Annotated in this window: 15 protein-coding genes and 1 pseudogene; 14 read left to right on the top strand and 2 right to left on the bottom strand. The window is 63.3% G+C overall.

From position 1 onward, the window contains the following. Window positions 1-42 precede the first annotated feature (42 nt). Window positions 43-1713 (bottom strand): annotated as a pseudogene (locus CSC78_RS06050) (type IV secretory system conjugative DNA transfer family protein); the annotation flags it as partial. A gap of 42 nt (window positions 1714-1755) precedes the next feature. After that, on the bottom strand, window positions 1756-2346 hold the full coding sequence (locus CSC78_RS06045; protein ID WP_162337003.1) for a hypothetical protein: 591 nt from the start codon (window positions 2344-2346) through the stop codon (window positions 1756-1758). A gap of 676 nt (window positions 2347-3022) precedes the next feature. Here CSC78_RS06045 and CSC78_RS06040 point away from each other — a divergent pair. The 14 genes from CSC78_RS06040 to CSC78_RS05975 all read left to right on the top strand — a co-directional run bounded on the left by CSC78_RS06040 (window position 3023) and on the right by CSC78_RS05975 (window position 14972). Next, window positions 3023-3445, top strand: a complete 423-nt coding sequence (locus CSC78_RS06040) for a TcpQ domain-containing protein (protein WP_162337071.1) — start codon at window positions 3023-3025, stop codon at window positions 3443-3445. A gap of 16 nt (window positions 3446-3461) precedes the next feature. Further along, window positions 3462-4394, top strand: a complete 933-nt coding sequence (locus CSC78_RS06035) for a virB8 family protein (protein ID WP_162337002.1) — start codon at window positions 3462-3464, stop codon at window positions 4392-4394. Beyond that, on the top strand, window positions 4391-5152 hold the full coding sequence (locus CSC78_RS06030) for a TrbG/VirB9 family P-type conjugative transfer protein (protein WP_162337001.1): 762 nt from the start codon (window positions 4391-4393) through the stop codon (window positions 5150-5152). Before CSC78_RS06035 ends, CSC78_RS06030 begins: the two co-directional genes overlap by 4 nt. Next, window positions 5149-6363: a TrbI/VirB10 family protein gene (locus tag CSC78_RS06025; RefSeq protein WP_238391173.1), complete on the top strand. Its 1215-nt coding sequence runs from the start codon at window positions 5149-5151 to the stop codon at window positions 6361-6363. The genes CSC78_RS06030 and CSC78_RS06025 overlap by 4 nt, the downstream gene beginning before the upstream one ends. A 9-nt stretch (window positions 6364-6372) precedes the next feature. Continuing rightward, complete coding sequence (gene virB11 / locus CSC78_RS06020) at window positions 6373-7413, top strand: P-type DNA transfer ATPase VirB11 (protein ID WP_162337000.1); 1041 nt, start codon at window positions 6373-6375, stop codon at window positions 7411-7413. Window positions 7414-7490: 77 nt separating this feature from the next. Beyond that, a complete protein-coding gene (locus CSC78_RS19265) occupies window positions 7491-8312 on the top strand; it encodes a lytic transglycosylase domain-containing protein (RefSeq protein WP_407072266.1) in 822 nt (273 codons plus the stop codon). An 83-nt stretch (window positions 8313-8395) separates the two neighbouring features. Further along, a complete protein-coding gene (locus tag CSC78_RS06010; protein ID WP_238391172.1) occupies window positions 8396-8764 on the top strand; it encodes a TrbC/VirB2 family protein in 369 nt (122 codons plus the stop codon). Then, window positions 8757-9071, top strand: coding sequence for a type IV secretion system protein VirB3 (locus CSC78_RS06005; protein WP_162336998.1), 315 nt, complete (start codon window positions 8757-8759; stop codon window positions 9069-9071). The genes CSC78_RS06010 and CSC78_RS06005 overlap by 8 nt, the downstream gene beginning before the upstream one ends. Before the next feature lie 4 nt (window positions 9072-9075). Then, window positions 9076-11586 (top strand): VirB4 family type IV secretion/conjugal transfer ATPase, encoded by a 2511-nt coding sequence (locus tag CSC78_RS06000; protein ID WP_162336997.1) that lies wholly within the window; start codon window positions 9076-9078, stop codon window positions 11584-11586. An 18-nt stretch (window positions 11587-11604) separates the two neighbouring features. After that, complete coding sequence (locus CSC78_RS05995) at window positions 11605-12387, top strand: hypothetical protein (protein ID WP_162336996.1); 783 nt, start codon at window positions 11605-11607, stop codon at window positions 12385-12387. Between the two features lie 60 nt (window positions 12388-12447). Further along, on the top strand, window positions 12448-13512 hold the full coding sequence (locus CSC78_RS05990) for a type IV secretion system protein (RefSeq protein ID WP_162336995.1): 1065 nt from the start codon (window positions 12448-12450) through the stop codon (window positions 13510-13512). Beyond that, the gene (locus CSC78_RS19260) at window positions 13509-14021 is read left to right on the top strand and encodes a DUF4189 domain-containing protein (RefSeq protein ID WP_379608853.1); all 513 of its coding nucleotides are present in this window, start codon (window positions 13509-13511) and stop codon (window positions 14019-14021) included. The genes CSC78_RS05990 and CSC78_RS19260 overlap by 4 nt, the downstream gene beginning before the upstream one ends. Before the next feature lie 214 nt (window positions 14022-14235). Beyond that, entirely contained in the window at window positions 14236-14793 is a 558-nt protein-coding gene (locus tag CSC78_RS05980) for a hypothetical protein (protein WP_162336993.1), read from the top strand. After that, a complete protein-coding gene (locus CSC78_RS05975) occupies window positions 14790-14972 on the top strand; it encodes a hypothetical protein (protein WP_162336992.1) in 183 nt (60 codons plus the stop codon). The genes CSC78_RS05980 and CSC78_RS05975 overlap by 4 nt, the downstream gene beginning before the upstream one ends. Window positions 14973-15016: the final 44 nt, after the last annotated feature.

The raw sequence follows: 15016 nt of genomic DNA, 5'->3' as shown, positions 1-15016 counted from the left end.
GGCCACACGGACGCGGACGTCATTCCTGTGAGCGTGCGATGCCTCAAGCGACAAAGGCAGGATCTCGACCTTCGGCAGCAGCCGCTTGGTGAAGTAACTGTCCTTGTAATAGCGCACCTTGCGGCACAGGATCGGGTGGGCCAGCCCCTCATACAGCACGATTTCCTTCTCCGGCCCCATCGCCTTGAGTTCCTGCGGAAGCATCAAGGCCCGCTTCTCCAGCACCTCGTTGTCCGACACGTTGCGTCCCTGGCCATGCGAGCGCGTACGCGCGCGACGCTTGATGGTGGTGTAGCCGAGCATCTCCGAATAGTCGTTGGCGTCCTGCTGCTCGCGTGGCGCATAGATGATCTGCAGCGCATGGTTGGTGATGATGGTGCGCGACAGTTCCTTGCCATAGACCGCATCCAGCTGCGCCATCGACTGGATGATGGGCAGCAGGCGCAGGTTGTAGCCGGCCATGTAGGCGACCGCCTTGGCGATGATGTCGACGCGCCCGATCGCGGTGAACTCGTCCATCAGCAGCAGGCACTGGTGTCTGAGCGTGGGATCGTTCTGCGGCAGCACCTTGGTGTTGACGTTGATCAGCTGGCTGAAGAACAGGTTCACGATCAGCCGGCTCTCCGCCAGCTTGTTCGGCTGGATGCCGACATAGATCGTCATGCGGCGACGGCGTACGTCGTCGAGGTGGAAGTCGTCGGCGCTGGTGGCCGCGTCCAGTACCGGGTTCAGCCAGGGATTCAGCGGTTCGCGGAACGAGCCGATGATGGACGCGAAGGTCACGTCCGCCTGCGACAGCAGGCCCGCGAATGCCGTGCGCGCCTGGCCGCTCAGGAATGTTGCCTCCAGGAGTTTCTGCAGGTAGGGCTTGAGTTCGCCGCCATCGCCCGATGCCAGGCGCAGCACGGCACCCAGCGTGGGCGCTTCCGCGGTGCGGTCGTGGTCGCGCTGTTCGAACAGGTACAGGGTGAAGGCGAGGAAGGCGTTGCGCGCCTGGCTGACCCAGAACTTGTCCTTGTCGTCCCCGTCCGGATACAGCATGGCCGCGATGCTCTGCAGGTCGGACACGCGGAAGGCCGGATCCGGCGATACGTAGGTCATCGGATTCCAGCGATGGCTGCGGCGGTCTTCCGCGAACGGATTGAACAGGTAGACCTCGTGCCCGATCGACCGGCGCCAGCCCGAGGTCAGGTCGAAGTTCTCCTGCTTGATGTCCAGCACGACCGCCGACTCGCGGTAGTCGAGCAGGTTGGGGATCACCACGCCCACGCCCTTGCCCGAGCGGGTAGGGGCGGCGAGGATGACGAACTGCTGCCCGGACAGGCGCAGCAGTTTTCCGTTCATCTGGCCGACCACAATGCCGTTGTCCTTGCTCGACAGGAAACCCTTGTTGGCCAGGTCGATCATGCCGGCGAAGCGCGCGCGTCCATGCAGGTTCCGATAGCTGCGCAACTTGTAGACCATCACCGACAGCGCGGCCCAGAACAGCAGCATCAGCCCGCCGCCGACCGCACCGGCCGCCTTGATGCGCCATGCATAGGGTTGCACGCGTGGATGGTCGAGGTGCTTGAGGTAGTCGACGTAGGTACCGGCGCCGACCTGTCCGCCATCGAGGCCGAGGAACAGCAGCGCCAGGTAGCCGGAGAGATAGAGGGCGCCGACGGCCGCGAGCGCGGCCAGCACCAGGATGATCACCACACGCGTATTGCCCACACAGCCCCCTGTCGTCGTTCCTTGATGAATGCCGTTGCGGCCTCAGCGGGCGCCGCCGGCCGCGCCTTCCTGCTTCACCGACGTGTCGATCAGCACGTACTGATCGTTCTTCTGCCAGCGTGGCAGACCATCCTGCAGCTTGATGCAAGGCTGCCCGCCGCAGGAGGTGATGGTGACGTGCTGCAACGCTTCCAGCACTTCCGCATCCACCTTCGCGCGTTCCGAGCGCTGCACGTTGTGCCATGACGCATAACCGCTGCCCGCCACCAGCGCCAGACAGGCCACCGACAGCGCGCCGAGCGACTTCCATCCGAGAAATCGTGCGCGCTGCGACAGCTGCGCCTGCTCGCGTTGCAGGTGGTCCGCGACATGGCGCAGTCGCGCCGCGGTCTCGCCGATGCTGTGCGTGGCGGCCGGAATTTCCTGCGCCAGCGCATCGTGCACGGCGCTGCGGGCCTGTTCGCTCATTTCCCGCTTGCCTTCTTCGATGGTCTTCCTGACCACGATTGCGGATGCCTGCAATTCCTGTGCGGATGTCTGCTGCGTCGCTGCCGCTTTGTTGCACTGCTCTGTCAGATGTGCCGCCAGCAGTGCCGCATTGGCGACGAACTCTTCCATCTTCGACGGTTCCATATCGCTCCTTGTCGCACGAGGAATAACCGCACGTGATTCCCAGCATGATGCATCAGAGGTTTGACGTTCAAGCGGACCCGCCGCGATGCATGGGGTAGGAAATTTCCTACAGAGATCAAGGGTGTTTCATATGAATCTTTTGAATTATCCACGTTGTTCATCGCAGTGAAGAATGTTTTCACATTCGATGTGACGCCGTTCGTGCTTTCAAGTGCTTCTTCACATTCATGATCGAACGTGCGCGCGAAATTTCATCCAATTGCAACGCGATGCTTGTTTTATGCGGTTTACTGAAGTGAGTGCACCACTAGGAAGATCGTCGTACATGCGTTTACGTTTTTATTTTGGTTGACGACACAAAAAGGCGTGGCTATGTTCGGCGCGACTGTCGTGATGCAGTAAACGGAATGAACGTGCGATGTGTGTTGAAAGTCGCGCGAGTTTAAAAGGAGCGTTACGCAATGGATGCGAGCACAGGGGGCAATGCGCAGGCGGATATCCTGCGCACGGCGATAGCCTCGGGAGGCGTAGATCTCCCGACGCGTGCGGGCGCGCATCGCCACCCGGAGACATTCATCAGTGCCGTGGCGTTTTCCTTCGGGGATGCGTACCGGAGGTCTGTTGCCGACGATTGCAGAAAGGTGGCTTCGTGATCCGGAACATCGTTCTTCACAAGATGATCGTGTTGTGTGTCGTGATGGTGTCGCTGGCGGTCGCGGGATGCGCCACGCCACAGGCGGCGGACATCAATGGACGCTGGCGTCCGGTGAACCGTTTCGCGGAAGCGCCGCAGGCCATTCCGCTGCAGCAGGCGTATGTCTATCAGGCGTCGCCGGCGGACGGCACGCTCAGGACCATGCTGGTTCGCTGGGCCAAGGACGCCAGGCTGACGCTGGCATACCTGCATCCGAACGACTACACGTTGCATGCGCCGGTCGCGCAGATCCGTACCAGCAGCCTCGAAGATGCCGCAGCTTCGCTGTCGGCCGCGTACGCGGACCAGGGCGTGCAGGTGGTGGTCGAGCGTCCGCGGATCATCGTGAGTCAGGCATCGCGACCGTCGGCGGACGTCGCGCCCGCTGCGGCATTGGGCGACTGAAGGCGACGGCCCGCGTATGTTCAGGAAGAAGACCTCCTCCCCCGAGATCGATCGCGCCGTGGCGCAGGGCGTCAGCTTCGAGCTGACGCTGGCCGAGCGCGCGCGCAAGAGCGAACGACGCGCCTGGCTGGTCGCGTGGTCGGCCATCGTGATGTCGCTGATCCTGGCGGGCGGGTATTTCCTGTTCCTGCCGCTGAAGGAAAAAGTGCCCTATCTGGTGATGGCCGATCCCTACACCGGCACGGCCAGCGTGGCGCGGTTGTCGGGCAACTTCCAGGACCGCGACGTCACCACCGAGGAAGCGATCAACAAGAGCAACGTTGCGCAGTTCGTGCTGGCACGCGAGTCCTACGACTCGGGCCTGGTCGGCCAGCGCAACTGGCGCACGACGCTGTCGATGGCGGGGCCTGCAGTCGCGCCTGCCTACACCGCGCTGCATGCGGAGAGCAATCCGGCGCGTCCTTTCCGTCTTTATGGCGGCGCGCGCGCGGTCCGCACGCGCATCCTGAGCATCGTGCTGATAGGCGGGGGAGAGGGGCGTCGCCCGACGGGCGCGACCGTGCGATTCCAGCGCAGCGTCTACGAAAAGGGGCGGGGTACCTCGCAGCCGCTGGACAGCAAGATCGCCACGATGGAGTTCACCTACAACCCCGACCTGCGCTTGAACGAGGAAGACCGGCTGCTCAATCCGCTGGGGTTCCGCGTGACCAATTACCGCGTGGACGACGATTTCGCTTCCGCTGCGCTGCCCGAGCGTGAGTTCCCGGCGCCACCGCCAATGGCTGGCGGTGCCGCGCCTGCCGTGGCGGTACCCGCGACCGCTGTCGATCCCGCTGCGACCGCCGTGGCGGGTCCGCCCACCGTGCCGGGCGAGAACGATGTATCGACGGCGCCGCAGCCCGCGGAGCAGTCGGAGACCGAGACCGGAACCGGAGTGCCCCAACGATGAGGTTGAAGGACGTCCTGCTGCATGTGGTCGCCGTCGGCTTGCTCTTCGCGACGCTGCCTGCCGTCGCGCAGGTGATAGAGCAGTACACGTATGCGCCCGACAAGGTGTACCCGGTGCGCACCGGGCTGGGCATCACCACCCAGATCGAGCTGTCGCCCCATGAGGAGATCCTGGACTTCAGCACCGGCTTCAGCGGCGGCTGGGACATCAGCCGTCGCGGCAATGTCTTCTATCTGAAGCCGAAGAACGTCGATGTCGATACCAACCTGCTGGTCCGTACGGCCGCGCATTCGTACATCTTCGAGCTGAAGGTCGTCGCCACCGACTGGCGGGTACTCGACCAGGCGCGCGCGGCGGGTGTGCAGTACCGCATCTCGTTCGTCTATCCCGGCGACACCAGCTTCGCCGGCCAGGCCGCCAGACCGCAGGAGCCCGATGCCGAACTGAACACGGGCGTCGAGCCTGGCCGCAACTATCACTTCAATTACGAGTACGCACAGCGGAAGCGTGGACCGGCGTGGCTCGTGCCGACGACCGTGTACGACGACCGACGCTTCACCTACATCCGCATGGGGGACCGCACGCGCTTCCCGAGCGGCAATTTCCCGGTCGTGTTCGCGCGCGACAGCGAGGGTGGCGATGAGTTCGTCGTCAACTCGACGGTGCAGGACGACACCATCGTCGTGCACGGCACCTACCCCTACTTGGTCATCCGCCATGGCGACAACGTGGTGGGCCTGCGCAGGAGCCCGGAATGACGAACCAGATGCCCCACGATCACCCCGAGGCAGGAGGTCCCGAGCGGGTCGCTCCGCAGAATCCGTACCAGCGTGCGGCACCGGCGGCCGATCCGGATCTGGATGCCAATGCCCCGTACCTGCGCTCGGCCGATGTGCAGCGTCTGAATCGCAAGGCCCTGATCTTTCTGGCCGGCATCATCGCGCTGATGCTGCTGGTGGTGTTCTGGATCTTCAGTGGCGGACTGTCGTCGAAGCAGGGCGAGACGCCCGCGAAAGCGCCAGGTGAGCAGGTCGTCATCCCTGCTGCGCCACGCGACCTGCCTGAACTTCCGCCGGAAGCGCCGCCGGTACCGGTCGAGCCCGATCTGCCGCCGTTGCCGATGGCCGAGGACTCGGGCCCATCCACGGCATCGATGATGACCATGCCGTCCGGCATGCCGGGCCAGCAGGCGCCTTCGCTGCGCGAGCGGCGCATGCTCGACATGGCCACCACGTTCGGTGAGGGCGGAAATCCGGACGCTGCTGCGGGCGCCGGCATGCAGGACGCCGGCATGGCGCAGTACGCCGCGTTGATGGGGCAGGGGCAGGCACCGGCCGCGCCACGCGAGCCACCCGACGGCGTGACCAGCGCAAAGCCGCTCTACAACCCGAATACCCTGCTGCTGCGCGGCACCTATATCCGTTGCGTACTGGAGTCGCGCGTCATTACCGACGTGCCCGGCTACACGTCGTGCGTGGTGACGGAGCCGGTCTATTCGGTCAACGGCAAACGCCTGCTGCTGCCGCGCGGCTCGAAGGTCATGGGCAGCTACAACTCGGACGCCATCATCGGCGAGCGTGCGGCCATCGTGTGGGACCGCATCACCACGCCGACCGGCATGGACGTCAACATGCGCAGCCCGGGCACCGACATGCTGGGGGCCGCCGGCAACCCGGGGCATTACTCTGCGCACTGGGCGCAACGCATCTCGTCTGCACTGCTGATCAGCATGCTGAGCGACGCCTTCAAGTACGCCGGCGCCAAGCATGGTCCGCAGGAGACCTCGATCGTCAACGGTGCCATCGTCCAGAACCCGTACGAGAGCAACACCGCCAGGACCATGGAGCGCCTGGCCAACATGGCGCTGGACCGCAACATGGCGCGGCCGCCGACGGTGACCATCAACCAGGGCACCATCGTCAACGTCTACGTCGCCCGCGATGTCGACTTCTCCGCGGTGATGCGCTGAGACGCTGGCATGGACACGCAGAACGAACCCTTGGCGCGCGTCTCCAACGAGTTCCTGGACTATCAGTACCAGGTGCTCGGCATCGGCGATCACATGCATTCCTCGGACGTGACCGAGATCTGCATCAACCGCCCGGGCGAGATCTACCTGGAAACGGCGCGCGAGGGCTGGCTGAAGGCCGATGTGCCGACGCTGACCTTCGAGCGCGCCCGACAGTTCTGCACGTCCGTCGTCAACGAGAGCAATACCGGCCAGCGCATCACCGACATCGATCCGATGGTGTCGCTGACGTTCCCCACCGGGCAGCGCGCCCAGTTTGTGATCCCGCCGGCCTGCGACGCTGGCAAGGTGTCCATCACCATCCGCCTGCCGGCGAAGTTCAGCAAGTCGCTGGAGCAGTACGAACAGGACGGCTTCTTCGATGAGATCCTCGAGCAGCAGCAGGTGCTCGGTGATCACGACCAGGAACTGCTGGAGCTGCGCCGCAGCCGCAACTACGCCGAGTTCTTCCGCAAGGCCGTGCAGTACCACAAGAACATCGTCGTCGCCGGCGCGACCGGTAGCGGCAAGACCACCTTCATGAAATCGCTGGTCAACCACATCCCCGACCAGGAGCGCCTGGTGACGATCGAGGATGCCCGCGAGCTGTTCATCCGGCAGCCCAATGTTGTCCATCTGCTGTACTCGAAAGGCGGGCAGAGCGCCAGCAACGTCACCGCCAAGAACTGCATGGAGGCCTGCCTGCGCATGAAGCCGGACCGCATCATCCTGGCGGAGCTGCGCGGAGATGAATCGTTCTACTTCATCCGCAACTGCGCGTCGGGTCACCCTGGCTCCATCACCAGTTGCCATGCGGGCAGCACCGCGCAGACCTGGGATCAGCTCGCGCTGATGGTGAAGGCGTCGGCAGAAGGCGCGGGTCTGGAATTCGAGGTGATCAAGCGCCTGCTGAAGATGACCATCGACATCGTGGTGCATATCAAGGCCCATGCCGGTCGGCGCTACATCACCGGCATCGATTTCGATCCTGCCCGCGCCCTGGCGTCCTGACCTGGAGAAACGCGAATGAACTTCAAGCATCTCTCGCAAGGACATCTTGCACCGTCTGGCCGCAGGGGGATCTGCTGATGCTGCCGGGCATGGAGCTCATGGGCTGCACGGGGCTGGCGGTGCCGCCGACGGTGATGGAGCACGTCGTCAAGGTCGAGTCCTCGTTCAATCCCTACGCGATCGGCGTGGTGGGAGGACGGTTGGCGCGCCAGCCGCGCAACCTGGCCGAAGCGCTGTCGACGGCGCGCATGCTGGAGGATCGGGGCTACAACTTCTCGCTGGGTCTGGCGCAGGTCAACCGCCACAACCTCGCGAAGCAGGGACTGCACAGCTACGAGAAGGCGTTCGACGTATGCCCGAACCTGCAGGCGGGGTCCCGCATCCTCGCCGAGTGCTACTCGCGGTCGGGCAGCGACTGGGGCAAGGCCTTCAGCTGCTACTACTCGGGGAACTTCACCACCGGCTACCGGCACGGCTACGTGCAGAAGGTGTTCGCATCGTGGCAACGACAGGTGGGCAAAGACACCGCTGCCGCCATCCCGGTCATCGACCGCCGGACGGCGGCGAGCCCGCAGCGCATCGTGCCGCGGGCGACCGCCGCCGCGGGCACGACCTCATCGCGCGTGGCGCGCCGCATCCAGGAGGCGAGCAGCGACCGGACGTCCATGCAGCGTCCCGCAGCTGTCGTCGCCAGCGTGGCCAGGCCAGCAGCTGGCCCGCCTGTTGCAACATCGGCACCGCTGACACCTGCCGCCGCGGCACCGGTGCCGTCGGCCATCGCACAGGCTTCGACCGAGTCCCCCGTGACCGTACAAGCCTATTACCAGAACACCGCCGCGACGCCGCAAGCGTCGTCGGCCGTGCAGACATCCGGGAGGGATGACGCTTTCGTCTTCTAGCAGCACCCGCCAGGGATGGCTCATCGGCACGCGAAAGTGCCACCCACCGCTGTAACCACCATTTGGGGTCGACTATGAACACTATGCACGTCACGCAAGTAAAACAGGTTTCCGCCGCTCTGGTCACGGCACTCGTGGCGGTCGCCGCTCTGGCGATGCCGGAGCTCGCCTTCGCTCAGGACGGTTCGGGCGCGGAAGGCCGGGTGACGACGTTCTTCACCAATATAAACAATCTGCTCAACGTGGCGTCGATCGCCGTCGTCACGATCGCCGTGATCTTCGCTGGCTACCAGATCGCGTTCAACCACAAGCGGATCGGCGACGTGGCGCCAGTCCTGATCGGTGGGTTCCTGATCGGCGCGGCAGCGCAGATTTCGCGCATGCTGGTACCGGAAGACGTCACGTCCGGCACGACGTCGATGGTGGTCCAGATGCTGGTCGGATATGCATAAGAACGTGCTCTTCAGAGGGTGCACCCGTCCGCCGATGTTCATGGGGGTGCCTTACGTGCCCTTCACCATCGGCGCGGGTGCCTGTCTGTTGCTGACGTTCTACTTCAACATGTTCTTCCTGGCCCTGTTGCCGGTGGTCATCTTCATCATGCGGCAGATGGCGCGCCGCGACGAAATGATCTTCCGGCTGCTGGGCCTTCGATGGCAGTTCCGGACCAAGGTCCGGAACCTGCGCCATCACGAGGGCATGTGGGTGTTCACGCCCAACAGTTATCGCAAGCGCTTCGACGACTCGCTACCGGACTGATCTCATGCTCGCGCCCGACCTGTCCATCGCCGAGTTCATCCCTCTGTCCGCCCACGTGTCGCCGCATGTGGTCAAGACGACCGGTGGCGACTTCCTGCTGACCTGGCGGTTGGATGGCTTGCCGTTCGTCGGGCGCGAGGAATGGGAACTGGAGCATCGCCACAACACGTTCAACCGCATGCTGCAGACGCTGCGGGCACCGGACTTCGTCAATGTCGCGTTCTGGGTGCACGACCTGCGCCGCCGTGGGCGCATCCGCTCCGGTGCGCGTTACGCGCAGACCTTCAACCAGGCATTGTCGGACGGCTATTTTGAAACGCTGTCCGCACAGAAGATCATGCAGAACGAGCTGTACCTGACGATGATCTACCGCCCCATCGTCATGGGGAAGAAGTTCGTCGAGAAGTCGACCAACGTCCCCCGATTGCAGGCCGAGCAGGAGCAGGCGGTCGGCAAGCTGCTGGAACTGGCAAGCAACGTCGAAGCGGTGCTCAAGGACTATGCGCCGGTCCGGCTTGGCATGTACGAGTCGGATGCCGGCGGGGTGTTTTCCGAGACGCTGGAGTTTTTCGGCTTCCTGCTCAACCGCATCTCGGAGCCGGTGCCGGTGCTGAACGCGCCGCTGTACGACTATCTCGCCGTGAGCCGGCACATGTTCTCGTCGAAGACCGGCGACTTCGTGGTCAGCACGCCGGACGGACAGAACCATTTCGGCGCAATCCTCAACATCAAGGAATACACCGACGGTACCTGGCCCGGGATTCTCAATGGGCTGAAGTACCTGGACTTCGAGTACGTCATCACCCATTCCTTCAGTCCGATGGGGCGCCAGGATGCCCTCAAGGTCCTGGACCGCACCAAGGGCATGATGATCTCATCCGGCGACAAGGCGGTCAGCCAGATCGTGGAGATGGACAACGCCATGGATCAGGTGGCGTCCGGCAACTTCGTCCTGGGCGAGTACCACTTCATCCTGACGCTGTATGCGGAAGACCAGCAGCGTCTGTCGCAGAACCTGGCGGTCGCGCGGGCCGAGCTCTCCAATGCGGGTTTCGTCTCGGCGAAAGAGGATCTCGCCGTCTGCTCTTCCTTCTATTCCCAGCTGCCCGGCAACTGGCGTTACCGCACGCGCCTGGCCAACGTCAGTTCGCTGAACTTCCTCGGTCTGTCACCGCTCCACAATTTCGCCACCGGCAAGCGCGACAACAATCCATGGGGCGAAAGCGTCACTGTGCTGCAGACCACCAACGGGCAGCCGTACTACTTCAACTTCCATGCGACGCACCCGGCCGAGAACTCGCTGGGTGAGAAGGCGATCGCCAACACCATGGTGATCGGCAAGTCCGGCACCGGCAAAACGGCGCTGATCAACTTCCTGCTCAGCCAGGTGCAGAAGTTCGATCCGGTGCCCACCATCTTCTTCTTCGACAAGGATCGTGGCGCAGAGATCTTCGTGCGTGCGTGCGGGGGGAATTACCTGGCGCTGGAGAACGGACAGCCCACCGGATTCAATCCCTTCCAGTGCGAACGTACGGACGGCAACGTCCAGTTCCTCGCAGGACTGGTCAAGGTGCTGGCAGGAAAGACGCATTACACCGCGCGCGAGGACGAGGACATCTTCCGGGCCGTCGAGGCCATGCTCGACATGCCGCTGCACCTGCGATCGATGACCAACTTCCAGAAGAGCCTGCCCAACATGGGTGATGACGGTCTGTATGCGCGCCTGCGCAAGTGGACGGCGGGCAATGCGCTGGGCTGGGTGTTCGACAACCCGGTGGATACGATCGACCTCAGCCGGGCGAGCATCATCGGCTTCGACTACACCGACGTCATCGAGAACGCCGAGATCCGCGTGCCGGTGATCAACTACCTGCTGCACCGGCTGGAGGAACTGATCGACGGCCGGCCGCTGATCTACGTGATGGATGAGTTCTGGAAGATACTCGACGGCGGCGGAGCGTTGAAGGATTTCGCCAAGAACAAGCAGAAGACGATCCGGAAGCAGAACGGCCTGGGCATCTTCGCCACACAGAGCCCGGAGGACGCGCTGGCGAGTGACATCTCGGCGGCTCTGATCGAGCAGACGGCCACGCTGATCCTGCTGCCGAACCCGAATGCCGCACGCGAGGACTACATCGACGGTCTCAAGCTGACCGAAGCCGAGTTCCAGGTGATCAAGAGCCTCGATGAACGGTCGCGCTGCTTCCTGGTCAAGCAGGGCCACGCCTCGACGGTATGCCAGCTCAACCTGCGCGGCCTGGATGACGCGCTCGCGGTGATCTCCGCCAGTACCGACAACATCGAGATCATGCACCGTATCGTCGACGAGGAAGCCGAGGGTCGGGGCATCGACAAGGCCGATCTGCTGCCCGAGCAATGGCTGCCGCGCTTCCAGGAAGAGCGCAAGGGCTCGCGCAGTAGGCGCGACGGCGCCGGCACATCATCGTCCAGTCCGAAAGACCGCTCCACCGGCCCGCAGGCAACGCGTGCCATCCAACCCAGTCTCCAGCGCTGAAGCAGAGAGGACTCCCGCATGTACACGCTGACAACGCCCGTCATCACGTCCCGTCACGCAGCCATGGCCCTGCTCGTGCTGGGTCTGGGGGCATTCGGAAATGCGCAGGCGCAATGGCGGGTCGTCGACAACGCCGCCAATACGAAGCTCCAGGACGTCAACACCCGTCTCGGCACCACGAGTGCGAACGGCAATGGCAATGGCACCGTCAATGGCAACCTGCGCGAGCTGTACCAGCAGCAGGTCTTCGAATCGTTCAACGGAAGCAACGAAGACAGCAAGGCGGCGCCGGAACCCGAGGAGAAGCTGCAGCACGCGCAGCCGACCAAGAGCGGCGTCAACATGAACGCCGACAACCGCTGCAAGCAGGCTACCAGCGGCATCGCGCAGCAGCAGTACCAGTTGTGCCGCGAGATCGTCAACACCGAGCTGGCGAAGTACAACTACTCGCTGAAGATGTATGAAGTCACCACGCAGCGCCAGCGCTACCTGGACGAGCTTAAGCGGCAGCGTGGCAGCATACAGAGCCATGAGGTCGGCAAACTCCAGGACAACACCAACCGCATCCTGCTGTTGATGTCGCAGATGGAGATCGACCGCCAGCAGCAGCAGACGTACATGGACGCCTATGTGGCCCGCATAGGCTATCTGCAGGAGGCCAGCAAGACGCTTGCCCAGCAGGCACTGGACGGCAAGGGCGAAGGCGGCGGTGGTGGACTGACGGGTGTCATCGGTGGGGCGGTGGGTATTGCCACGCTGAAAGCGGCCCTCGAAATCGCGCAGTCCAAGCGGCGCAACTGATCCTGGGTCCGAACTAGCGCTGCGACACAGGATGGGTCGCAGCGGCACGAAGGAATGAACATGGCAAACCTGCCCTCACTGGATAACGGAGTCGCCTTGCTGCTGCGCGGCATGGAGGCGGCGATCGGCGCTGTCGAGCGTTGGGCGTTCTTCCGGCTCGTCTTCGACTGGGTGGACGAAGAGATCAATATCTTCCGCGACAACCTGCTCGGCGCGATGGCCGAGTGGATCGGCGGCATCGCGTTCGTCCTGCTGACACTATGGGTCCTGCTGCAGGGTTATCGCATCGTTACCGGCCAGTCCCGGCAGTTCATGATGGAGCTGGTCGTGAAGTCCCTGAAGTGGGTGCTGATCATCACCGTGGCCACGACGTTCTCACTGGGCAGCAGCGACATCCATCGCCTGCTGACCGACGACATGCCGACCACCATCAACGCGATGGTGACCGGTGAGGAGGAAGGTCCCGAGGACTCGATCGACGACAATCTGCAGGCGATGGAAGGTGCGATGGTGGCCATCGACGCCCTCTACACCAGCTTTGACGAAACGCTGCAGGCCGCGAAGACGCGAACCATGTGGTTCACCGGTGTCGGGGTGGCGGGTCCCTCGCTGATGGGAGGCGCGATCCTGCTGATGTACAAGATGGCCATGGCGCTGTTCATCGGCCTGGGGCCGTTCTTCATCCTGTGCCTGGGCTTCGAGCAGACGAAGGGCATGTTCCAGAAGTGGGTCTGGTACGGCATCGGCACGATGTTCTCCCTGGCGGTGCTGAGCTTCACGGTGTCGATGATCTCGAAGCTGCTGGGTGCGGTGGCGGTGTCGTACGCCGCCCAGTACCTGACCATGCTCGCGGCCAACGCCTCGCCCCAGGGCGTCAGCAGCATGGCCATGCAGCAGGGCGGACTGGGACTGCTGATGACGCTGTTTCTGGTCACCGTGCCGCCCATGGCTGCCGCATTCTTCCAGGGCACCGTCGGGCAGTTCATGGCTTACAACGCGTTTGGGCAAGGGCAGGCGATGCAGCCGACGCGGCCGGGCGGGCCGTATGCGCCGGCGCCGGCACCCGGTCCGAACACTGGTGCGGCAGAGACCGCCACTCAGATTCCCCAGAGGAATTACGGATGAATGCGATACCGGTCCGGCGCCTGCTCCAGTGGGGGGGTGCCGTTGGAGCCCTCGTCATTGGCCTCGCATCAGCTCACGCGCAGATGGCGTGTCCACAAGGAGTTACGCCAGGAAGTGCCCAGTGTCTCCCCACCGGGCCAGGAAGCCAGGCCGCGCCGCCGCCGCCCCGTTGGCGGCTTACTTGGGGGGCCATGGCGGAGGATGAGAGCACCGGCAACGTTGGAACTTCGACGGGTCAGCTAAGCCGCCGCTCAGCTCGCGCGGAGGCACTGAGGAAATGCAAGAACATGGGCGGGCTCAACTGCAAGCCGGTTTTTGATTACAAGAACAACTGTGCCGTGGTGGTGGAGCCCGTGCAATTCCTTCAGGGAAGCTCGATTGCCATCTATCGCGATGGGTCCACTATCGAGGATGCTGCCGGCATAGCACTCGAGACATGCTCTCAACGCAACGGACGCGAGTGCAAGGTCAACTACTCGAACTGCACTCGTCCGCTACTTCAGCAGTGAGCTTGAAAGTTGCGTAAATCGGGCAACGGCGGCGGATGATGAGGACGATCATTCCGGACTGGATGCCAAGGCAGTCGCTGGGCAAACGTCGAATGAAATCTCTCAGCTGCGAGAGCGATAAGCGCGGTAGTGAAACGTCATGAGAGGAACGCCACTATGGTCATCGATATCTATCGGAATCGCGCTTGTCGTGATGACCGCATGCAGTGACGCCGTGGGCACGAAACAGCGACCCCAGTACAAAGAGAACCCCAACCCGGTGCATGCGTACCGGTTGCGCATGCACATCCACGATGCGCCAGGTCCGCTCAGGGTGACCGTCAGTGCGACGCAGCATGACGTCGTGACGCCGGAATGCCTGCCGCCGCCGAATGCGAATCCTGGCGGACACCTTTCGCCGATACCCACGAATGACATCCCGTTCCAGCTGGAGCGGGCGTCTGAAGCCGAGTACACCGGCGTCTTCTACACGGATGGAATAATCGACGAGGACTACCACGGCAGGGGCATCTGCCGTTGGGAACTGATCCAGGTGCAGGTGCAGCTGAAGGCGAGCGGGACTGAGGGCGAGACACGGTTCATCGTCAGTCTGGACAAGAATGAACTGTCCGGCGGTGGCCCCAAGACGGTCTACTACTGGAAAGGCGGCTACCCGCGCTCTTTCATGGACGATTTTCCCGACTACGGCGTGACGAGCGTGGAGGATGTCCGCGAAGGCCTGCGAGGAGACCTCTTCTCCGTCACGATCACTGCCGAGAGTCCCCGGCAATGAGACTGGAATCCCAGCAATACGCCAACCTCACCGAGCACAGCTACGATCGGGCCGGCGATGTGCGCACGCTCGTGAACAAAGTGGTAGAACTCGAAGGCGAGAAGTACAAGGTCGTCCACTTCGTCGACAGCCCGCGATCCGGTTACCAGCAGCCATGTGGAGTCGGCGCAAATGGCTAGTGAGATGGAAGCCAGTGGCCAGCGTGTGAGCGATCAAAGGAACT

The sequence above is a fragment of the Pseudoxanthomonas japonensis genome (assembly GCF_010093445.1).
GTDB lineage: Bacteria > Pseudomonadota > Gammaproteobacteria > Xanthomonadales > Xanthomonadaceae > Pseudoxanthomonas_A > Pseudoxanthomonas_A japonensis.
The sequence above is the reverse complement of the archived record's forward strand: the minus strand, read 5'-3'. Positions and strand labels throughout refer to the sequence as shown.

Excerpts from the sequence above, each read along its gene's own strand:
- CSC78_RS06045 (WP_162337003.1), bottom strand. The coding sequence starts at position 2,346 with ATGGAACCGTCGAAGATGGAAGAGTTCGTCGCCAATGCGGCACTGCTG.
- CSC78_RS06040 (WP_162337071.1), top strand. The coding sequence starts at position 3,023 with ATGATCGTGTTGTGTGTCGTGATGGTGTCGCTGGCGGTCGCGGGATGC.
- CSC78_RS06035 (WP_162337002.1), top strand. The coding sequence starts at position 3,462 with ATGTTCAGGAAGAAGACCTCCTCCCCCGAGATCGATCGCGCCGTGGCG.
- CSC78_RS06030 (WP_162337001.1), top strand. The coding sequence starts at position 4,391 with ATGAGGTTGAAGGACGTCCTGCTGCATGTGGTCGCCGTCGGCTTGCTC.
- CSC78_RS06025 (WP_238391173.1), top strand. The coding sequence starts at position 5,149 with ATGACGAACCAGATGCCCCACGATCACCCCGAGGCAGGAGGTCCCGAG.
- virB11 (WP_162337000.1), top strand. The coding sequence starts at position 6,373 with ATGGACACGCAGAACGAACCCTTGGCGCGCGTCTCCAACGAGTTCCTG.
- CSC78_RS19265 (WP_407072266.1), top strand. The coding sequence starts at position 7,491 with ATGCTGCCGGGCATGGAGCTCATGGGCTGCACGGGGCTGGCGGTGCCG.
- CSC78_RS06010 (WP_238391172.1), top strand. The coding sequence starts at position 8,396 with ATGCACGTCACGCAAGTAAAACAGGTTTCCGCCGCTCTGGTCACGGCA.
- CSC78_RS06005 (WP_162336998.1), top strand. The coding sequence starts at position 8,757 with ATGCATAAGAACGTGCTCTTCAGAGGGTGCACCCGTCCGCCGATGTTC.
- CSC78_RS06000 (WP_162336997.1), top strand. The coding sequence starts at position 9,076 with ATGCTCGCGCCCGACCTGTCCATCGCCGAGTTCATCCCTCTGTCCGCC.
- CSC78_RS05995 (WP_162336996.1), top strand. The coding sequence starts at position 11,605 with ATGTACACGCTGACAACGCCCGTCATCACGTCCCGTCACGCAGCCATG.
- CSC78_RS05990 (WP_162336995.1), top strand. The coding sequence starts at position 12,448 with ATGGCAAACCTGCCCTCACTGGATAACGGAGTCGCCTTGCTGCTGCGC.
- CSC78_RS19260 (WP_379608853.1), top strand. The coding sequence starts at position 13,509 with ATGAATGCGATACCGGTCCGGCGCCTGCTCCAGTGGGGGGGTGCCGTT.
- CSC78_RS05975 (WP_162336992.1), top strand. The coding sequence starts at position 14,790 with ATGAGACTGGAATCCCAGCAATACGCCAACCTCACCGAGCACAGCTAC.